This window comes from Rhizobium sp. UFLA01-1127 (assembly GCF_059803845.1).
The window spans coordinates 1-7,743 of the sequence record NZ_JAUQTZ010000207.1 but is presented as its reverse complement, the minus strand read 5'-3'; the positions used below and the strand labels follow the sequence as shown (position 1 = coordinate 7,743).

At 58.6% G+C, this 7,743-nt stretch carries 7 protein-coding genes and 2 pseudogenes; 3 read left to right on the top strand and 6 right to left on the bottom strand.

What is annotated here, in order from left to right; all coding sequences use genetic code 11:
• A partial coding sequence (locus Q4Q11_RS29920; protein WP_498571743.1) for a winged helix-turn-helix transcriptional regulator occupies positions 1-358 on the top strand: 358 nt, incomplete at its 5' end.
• 30 nt (positions 359-388) lie between these two features.
• Here the strand turns inward: Q4Q11_RS29920 and Q4Q11_RS29915 are convergent.
• On the bottom strand, positions 389-535 hold the full coding sequence (locus Q4Q11_RS29915; RefSeq protein WP_162735666.1) for a hypothetical protein: 147 nt from the start codon (positions 533-535) through the stop codon (positions 389-391).
• 737 nt (positions 536-1,272) lie between these two features.
• Here Q4Q11_RS29915 and Q4Q11_RS29910 point away from each other — a divergent pair.
• Positions 1,273-1,581 (top strand): annotated as a pseudogene (locus Q4Q11_RS29910) (non-homologous end joining protein Ku); the annotation flags it as partial.
• A gap of 25 nt (positions 1,582-1,606) precedes the next feature.
• Positions 1,607-1,908: pseudogene (locus tag Q4Q11_RS29905) on the top strand (non-homologous end-joining DNA ligase); the annotation flags it as partial.
• A gap of 94 nt (positions 1,909-2,002) precedes the next feature.
• Here Q4Q11_RS29905 and Q4Q11_RS29900 read toward each other — a convergent pair.
• The 5 genes from Q4Q11_RS29900 to groEL form a co-directional block, all read right to left on the bottom strand.
• On the bottom strand, positions 2,003-2,479 hold the full coding sequence (locus tag Q4Q11_RS29900) for an Hsp20 family protein (RefSeq protein WP_498571742.1): 477 nt from the start codon (positions 2,477-2,479) through the stop codon (positions 2,003-2,005).
• 437 nt (positions 2,480-2,916) lie between these two features.
• Positions 2,917-5,127, bottom strand: a complete 2,211-nt coding sequence (locus tag Q4Q11_RS29895; protein ID WP_498571741.1) for an amylo-alpha-1,6-glucosidase — start codon at positions 5,125-5,127, stop codon at positions 2,917-2,919.
• Positions 5,128-5,140: 13 nt separating this feature from the next.
• A complete protein-coding gene (locus Q4Q11_RS29890) occupies positions 5,141-6,235 on the bottom strand; it encodes a glycosyltransferase family 4 protein (protein ID WP_112513307.1) in 1,095 nt (364 codons plus the stop codon).
• A gap of 88 nt (positions 6,236-6,323) precedes the next feature.
• Positions 6,324-6,746: a hypothetical protein gene (locus Q4Q11_RS29885; protein WP_112513306.1), complete on the bottom strand. Its 423-nt coding sequence runs from the start codon at positions 6,744-6,746 to the stop codon at positions 6,324-6,326.
• Positions 6,747-6,843: 97 nt separating this feature from the next.
• The coding region (gene groEL / locus Q4Q11_RS29880; RefSeq protein ID WP_498571740.1) for a chaperonin GroEL at positions 6,844-7,743 on the bottom strand (900 nt) is incomplete at its 5' end.

Below are 7,743 nucleotides of genomic sequence, written 5' to 3'. Positions count from 1 at the left end.
GGCCAAGGCTCGTCATTCCCGCTTCGACTGCAATCCGGGCTGCTCGGTCGAGGCGGCGATCAGCCTGATCGATGGCAAGTGGAAATGCGTCGTCCTCTTCCATCTTCTAGGAGGAACCATGCGGTTCAACGAGATCCGCAGGCAGGTGGCGGGTGTCACACAGCGCACGTTGACAAACCAGTTGCGCGAGCTCGAAGACGACGGTCTCATCGAGCGGAAGATCTACGCGCAGGTTCCGCCGAAAGTCGAATACACGATCTCGCCACTGGGCCGCAGCCTCGAGCCTATCCTTGTCGCATTGAAGGCCTGGGGCGACGGGAACATCGGCAGGTTCGGAAAGCCTGTCGCGGCGTATTAAAATGGATTTGCGAGGCGTAGCATATGAAGTTCACTTTGCAAGATAGAACACAGGATAGAGGAAGACCCTGATCACATCCCCCAGATGCCATATACCGGCGGCGACGAGAACGATCGCCCGCTCCGGCAGCTCGATCGAGCTGCGTGTCAAGCGAAGCGACAGCGTGAGCAAAAGCACGATGCCGATTGTTGGTTTCCACGTTGAGCTAAGCCGGCCTAACCATTCAGGTTTCATTCAGCCATTTGGTTCCAAGATGATGATATAAAAGGAGGTCTGCTATGAAAATCCTTAAAAATCTCCCTGCGGCACTTCTGGGTGTTGGTTTGTTGATCGGCTCGGGTACTGTGTCAGCTGCGCCGATGATGAACATGACGAAGCCGGCGGTCCAGTCATCCGTTCAACCGGTCCGCTATCATCGCCATTGGCACGGCCCACGGCATCATCGGCCTCACCATTGGAGATCACACCGCAGCTACCGAAGCCATTACTGGCGCGGCCATCATTACGGTTGGTACAAGCATCGTCATCACCACCGTTACTACCGCTACTAAGAGCAAGCCCGCTCCCGATAGGGCAAAGATCCGGCCATGGGTCGGACGAAGAAAAAATTGGACGGTTCGGCGCGAAGCGGCGAAATCTATTTTTTCAACGGCCGACGGCGCCATGAGCGCGCTTGCCGTTGGCCTGATCTGCTCGCTGTCGTAAGGGCGGTAACGCCGAGCAAGAAAAGCGCAGCCGCATGACAGCGGATGCTCCGTGCAGACGGGAGCGGGAGCGCGAACTCGCTCCCCTCCCCCACCGTCACTGGTCGGAGTATGGCGGGATCAACGTTGTTGCAAAAGGATGGCACAGCGCCGACGGTAGAGGTGCTATGGCTGAAGCCGTATCAGGCAGGCAGGTGCCGCGACGGGCACGATGAGGTGCGGGATGCGGATCTTTATTTCGAGCGGGTGGACGACGAGCCCGCCGACCGGGAAATGATGCCGCTCGTTCTGCAACTGATCAAGAAGCAGACGCAGGCCTGGAGTCCCAAAAAGGCCTCCGACCCCGTCCAGAGCAAGCTCCTCGACATCATCGTGACAAAGAAAAGGCAGATTAAGGAACCGGCAATGGCGAAGTCGAAGGGCAAAAGCCGCGCGGAGCCGGCGCCAAGCAACGTCATCAACATCATGGACGCTCTACGCAAATCCCTGAATGCCGAGAACCGGTCTCGCAGGCATTAACCGGTGATCCCAACGCACCCGTGCCCTGCCTCTCCTCGACAAGTCGACGTCTTCGCTTCGGTCACGGCCGGTGCGCAAACGCGATCTGGATCAACCAAGCCTGCCGTTCGACCTGATGCCGACGCCGGTTGAGCCTTGTCTCGCCCTTTTGAAGTCAACGGTGCCGGTCGGCCCGGACTGGCTCTACGACGTGAAATGGGACTATCGCCTCGCCGTCCACATGGAGCCGAAAGGCGTTCGGATCATCACGCGCTGTGGCCACGACTGGACCCATCGCTTCCGACGATAGCAGAAGCGGCACGCAACCTCGGTGCAACGAGCGCCATGGGTTGTCTCCATTCTGTTGGTTCTATCGGCCAAGCTTACGCGTTGGCGCCGAGCCTTGCCCGGCGCCTTTGCGCGCGTCGCGCTGTTGGAAGGCTTAAGCTGCGTGCTTCTCGGTCTCGATCTGTTTCGTCTCGGCCTTCGGCAGAGCCATGTCCGTCGAAATCTCGATCCGGCGCGGCTTCATCTCTTCTGGGATTTCGCGCTTGAGATCGACAGTCAGCAGACCGTTCACGAGGCCCGCCCCCACGACCTTCACATGATCAGCGAGTTCGAACCGACGCTGGAATGCACGGTTTGCGATGCCCCGATGAAGATAGTGGACATCTTCACCGTTTGCCTTTTGACCCGAGACGAAGAGGATGTTCTGCTCCTGCGTGATCGTCAGTTCCTCCTCTGAGAAACCCGCCACTGCCATGGCAATGCGGTAATCGTCTTCACCGGTCTTGACAATGTCGTAGGGCGGCCAATTGTCGATCGTATCGACGCGGCTTGCAGCTTCGAGCACATTCAACATTCGGTCGAACCCGATGCTCGACCGGAACAGGGGAGAAAAATCGAGGTTTGTCCTCATAGCCATATCCTCCTTATAAGCAACATGGATAGAAGGAGACGCCAAGAGCACATGGCGCCTCCTGGACTTCGTCGATTCCCGTTGGGCAATCGAACAATATTCATATAATTCCGTGGCTTGCGGGTTTCAAGAACAGGCAAACCTTCCAGGAAAAAAATTTGAGCTTCCGTTTTTTGTCACCAATTTTGGCGAGGAGAACGAAAGTAGCAACTTACTATGACCACGACTTTTGACCGCGTGATCGTCATCCTTGGACCAGTCGGTGAAGCGCCGGACAGGGATCTTACGACCGGCGCGACGTAGAATGAATTTGGCTCGGCTGGCAATGACGAAGCGCTGGCAGGCGATAGGGGGCACCTGTCCGCAGGCAACGATTTGCCGGCGGCCCACGAGGAAGATCGGCTCGACGGACCTGGGGATCGACGGGATGCCATGCATCAAGCCATCGTGAGCACCCGAACATCGCCTTGACGATCGACGACGTCGACCACGAACTGGCGGCGGGAGCGACGAACGGCGATGTCGGCCGTAGCATTGCCGATCCGCATGCGTCGCAAGAGCACCTCATCAAGGAAAGAAGGCAGGTGCGGCTCGTTGAAGCTGATGTGCTGCGCGTTAGGGTCAAAATCCAGGCCAAGACATGATTGCAGCAGGAAGAGCGGGGCGGCGGCTGCCCATGCCTGAGGCGAGCAGGCGACTGGATAGAAGGTCGGTCCCTGGGCTCGTTGGCGCGGCAGCCCGCAGAAGAGTTCGGGAAGCCGGCGCAGGTCGATATAGGTCGATGCCGCAAACAGACCTTCGAAAATCCGCGCGGCCTCTGCGCGATGACCGTAGCGGGCAAGGCCGTTGGCAATCAGGGCATTGTCATGCGGCCAGATCGAGCCGTTGTGATAGCTCATGGGATTGTAACGCGCCTCGCTCGAGGGAATGGTGCGGACACCCCAGCCGCAGAAAGATGAAGCACTCATCAGTGTTCGGGCAACGACGCTTGCTCTTTCGGGATAAGCAATGCCGGTAAAGAGGGCATGCCCGGCATTAGAGGATCGAACTCGGCAGGGTCGTTTATTGCCGTCCAAAGCGAGCACATAGGTGCCGAGTTCCTCATCGAAGAAGCTTGCGTCGAAGGCTCTGCGCAAGCCCTCCGCCCTCGCAAGGTAATTTGCGGCTCGTTCCGCTCTACCAAGCCGGCGAAAAATCTCGGCCGCCGCCTGCCAGGCGCCATAGAGATAGGCCTGAACCTCGGCGATCGCGATCGGTCCCTTCGCAAGCGTGCCGTCGATGTGGAAGATGGAATCGTGGCTGTCTTTCCAGGCTTGATTGATCAGGCCCTCTTCGGTCCGTCGTCCATATTCGACGAAACCATCACCGTCTCGATCGCCATATTCGTCGATCCAGGCAAGCGCCGCGTCGATAGCCGGGAGCAGCGACTGGATCGTGGCGAAATCAGCCGTGCGCTTGAGGTATTCGCCAGCCAGCAGCACGAAGAGGAGCGTGGAATCGATACTGCCATAGTAGCGGCGGAAAGGCACCTCGCCGAGTTCGGCCATTTCTCCATATCGGACCTCATGCAAAATCTTGCCCGGTTCCGCGTCCGCGACGGGGTCGATCTCTGTCGCCTGATTTGCCGCCAGATGGCAGAGGACCCCGCGGGCGATCTGTGAATCCAGCCAGAGCGTTTCCAGCGCGGTGATCAGGGCATCGCGGCCGAAGACGGTGCTGAACCAGGGAATGCCGGCGTAGGGATAAGGCCCCTCGGGCTTGTCGGTGATCAGCGTGTAAAGGTCCGAGATACTGCGGCGGACCACCTCATTGAAGATCTCGTTGGACGTGACGATCGATGCCGCGCGCGAGGAAGACGACCGCAAGGCTCGGCGCGCGTCCCTGAGCGCGAGGAAAAAAGAACGGTGGCTTGGCCGCTGGTGGGCGACTTGATCGCAGCCGATCTCGACAAAGAACGATCGCATTTCATGCGGCTCAAGATAGAGATCATAAACAACATGATCGCCGCGAGTTTCATTCGGTTTTGGATCAAAGCAAACGCGGGTCGACCGCTTTCGCTCATCGAGCCCGACATAAGAAAGCAGGATCGAATCCTGCTCCACGATGGGGGGAAGATGGCGACCTCTGCGTGTCCTCACAGTCCCGCGGACCTCAAATAGGTCGGCGAAATCGGCGCCAAATACGATCTCGATGCGAACATGCTGGTGCCGATCGTCGTAATTGCTGATGGCCAGCCGCTCATAGCAACCGCCATTCCAAAGAAATCGAGACCTGCGAATATGAATGAGATCGTGACCGAGGGTGAGCTTACCTTTCTCATCAAAGAGATCGGGATTGGTAAGATCGCAGGTGAGCGTCGCGTTGTCGTCACGTAGCGTCGACGACAAAAGCATCGGCCGCTTGCGGTTGATTGTAAGATAGAAATGCGAGAGGTAACGCGTATCACGATGGAAAAGGCCTTCAGGGCTACCTGGCCCGGAAAGCGCATCGCCATTGTGGTCGAAGACAGCGAAGGTATCGCCGTGCTTCAGGGTGCGCGGCCGTCGCTCCTGCAGCGATGTGGTTGCCGGAATGAAGAATTGTGCCACCGGGGCCGCCGGCTCTGTCGATGCAACGGATGGCTTGCTGTCTGCAGAAGCGGTCGACATGCTGCTATCTCTCCTATGCGACGACTTGGAGATCCAGATCCTGGCCGTTGGCGCGGCGAAGCGGCGCCGCCTTCGTGCGAACGCCTGGCAGGTCGCGATAGATATCGAGATAGTCCCGCGCCATCCGTTTTGCGCTGAAACGCCTTTCGAAGGTCGCACGCACTCTGTGGCGATCCATTCGCAGAGCCCATTCGACATTCTCGGCCGCTTCCGTAACGCTATCGACGACGATGCCCGAGATGCCGTTGTCGATCACTTCTGGAACCGAACCGTGTGCGAACGCGATTACCGGAGTACCGCATGCCATTGCCTCGATCATCACAAGGCCGAACGGTTCAGGCCAGTCGATTGGGAAAAGCAAGGCGCCAGCGTTGCCAAGGAAATCGGCCTTCTGGTGCTCATTGATTTCGCCGATGAACTCGACACTCGGATGGCTCTTGATCATCGGTTCGATCACGGTTTCCCAATAGGCCTTGTCGGTATCGTCGATCTTGGCGGCGATCTTCAGCGACATGCCGGCCTTTGCCGCAATCTGGATGGCGCGATCCGGCCGCTTCTCAGGCGAGATGCGCCCCAGAAAGGCAAGATAGTCACCTTTGGGCTTTGCCGTGAAGGATAAAAGATCGGCCGGAAGACCATGATGCACCGTCCCGGACCAGTTGACCGGAGGCATCGGGCGGCGCTGATCATTAGAAATCGATACCAGCGGGACATCTGGGAAAGCCTTGTAGAAGGGCTTGAGATCCGGCAGGTCGAGCCGTCCATGCAGCGTCGTGACTGTACGATCCGCAAAATCCCGGATCAGCGGAAAATGCAGGAGATCGATATGAAAATGCAGGACATCGAACTCATGCGCCCGCCGGCGAATTTCTTCCAGCAGGACGATCTGATGCGGGAGATGATCGTGGACGGCGGAATTGAGCCTGAGCGCGACGTCCGAGCACGCCACCAAGGTGGCCTCCGTAATGGAGTCACCGCTAGCAAAAAGCGTGACGTCGTGTCCCTGGCGGACAAGTTCTTCAGTGAGATAGGAAACAATGCGCTCGGTTCCTCCATAGAGCTTGGGCGGAACGCTTTCGGCGAGCGGTGCGATCTGAGCGATCTTCATCGGCAAAACCTCCTCAAGTGAGCAAAGAGTCGTCGGCAAAAATCAGGTCACGTCCTCGAAGAGGCGCGCGTCAAGTCAGATGGAACGTCTAGATCTCGAATAGCTGTCCTCGACGTTCTCCTTTCCGGTAGCTGCAGAGGCCAAGACCGCCAAACCGGCGCACTTGCGGTCGCCGCGTACGGATCCTGTGAACGTTGAAGGAACCGGGCACGCCTTGCTCTTCGGATTGCTGCCGGCCATTATCCAACGCCTTCAGCGCTTCAATGATTTCGTCATACGAGACGGCCTCATCTGCGCCTGGATATAGTCTGAGGGCTGGAACGGACTCCATGGCGAAGATGTCGGAAGCCCAGGAGGCGAGAATGGCACGCTTATCGTCATTGCCGATGTCGTCGGCGGCAAGGACGTCACGCGGGTGACCGAAATGTCTGGCCGGATGAAGTAGATGCGCGGCGCTGATCGCGGCAGTGGCTTCCTCCGGTACCGAATTGCTGATGTTTTCCTTTCTCATAGCTTTGCTCCATTGATCTTGGCCGATGGAACTCGAATGATTTGACTGGGCGAAGAGAAGGCCCGCCCGGCGGACGGTGCGGGCCTTTCCGATCGCTTTAGAAGTCCATGCCAGCGGCAGCTGGCTGTGCCGGTGCGACGTCTTTCTTCGGCTTTTCAGCAATCATGGCCTCGGTCGTCACCAGCAGTCCCGCAACAGACGCGGCATCCTGAAGCGCCGTGCGCACCACCTTGGCCGGATCGATCACGCCCTGGGAATAGAGATCACCATATTCGCTGCTCTGCGCGTTCCAGCCATAGGAGAAATCGGTCTTCTCGCGCAGCTTGCCCACGATGACCGAGCCTTCCGCACCGGCATTCTCGGCGATCTGGCGGACCGGAGCCTCGATGGCCCGGCGAACGATATCGACGCCGACCCGCTGATCGTCGTTTTCAGTCTTGAGACCGTCAAGCGCCTTGACGGCTCTCAGCAGGGCAACGCCGCCGCCCGGCAGGATACCTTCCTCGACTGCGGCACGGGTCGCATGCAGCGCATCATCGACGCGGTCCTTCTTTTCCTTCACTTCGACTTCCGTCGAGCCGCCAACGCGGATCACGGCAACGCCGCCAGCGAGCTTGGCAAGACGTTCGTGCAGCTTCTCACGGTCGTAATCGGAGGTCGTCTCTTCGATCTGAGCCTTGATCTGGGCAACGCGGCCTTCGATGTCGGACTTGGCGCCAACGCCATCGATGATGGTCGTGTTTTCCTTCTCGATCGCGACCTTCTTGGCGCGGCCGAGCATGTTGAGGGTGACATTCTCGAGCTTGATGCCGAGGTCTTCGGAGATGACGGTGCCGCCCGTCAGGATGGCGATGTCTTCTAGCATGGCCTTGCGGCGATCGCCGAAGCCGGGAGCCTTGACAGCAGCAATCTTCAGACCGCCGCGCAGCTTGTTGACGACGAGCGTTGCGAGAGCTTCGCCTTCGACGTCTTCAGCGATGATGAGGAGCGGCTTGCC

Coding starts and splice junctions, on each gene's coding strand:
- Q4Q11_RS29900 (WP_498571742.1), bottom strand. CDS start 2,479: ATGAGGACAAACCTCGATTTTTCTCCCCTGTTCCGGTCGAGCATCGGG.
- Q4Q11_RS29895 (WP_498571741.1), bottom strand. CDS start 5,127: ATGTCGACCGCTTCTGCAGACAGCAAGCCATCCGTTGCATCGACAGAG.
- Q4Q11_RS29890 (WP_112513307.1), bottom strand. CDS start 6,235: ATGAAGATCGCTCAGATCGCACCGCTCGCCGAAAGCGTTCCGCCCAAG.
- Q4Q11_RS29885 (WP_112513306.1), bottom strand. CDS start 6,746: ATGAGAAAGGAAAACATCAGCAATTCGGTACCGGAGGAAGCCACTGCC.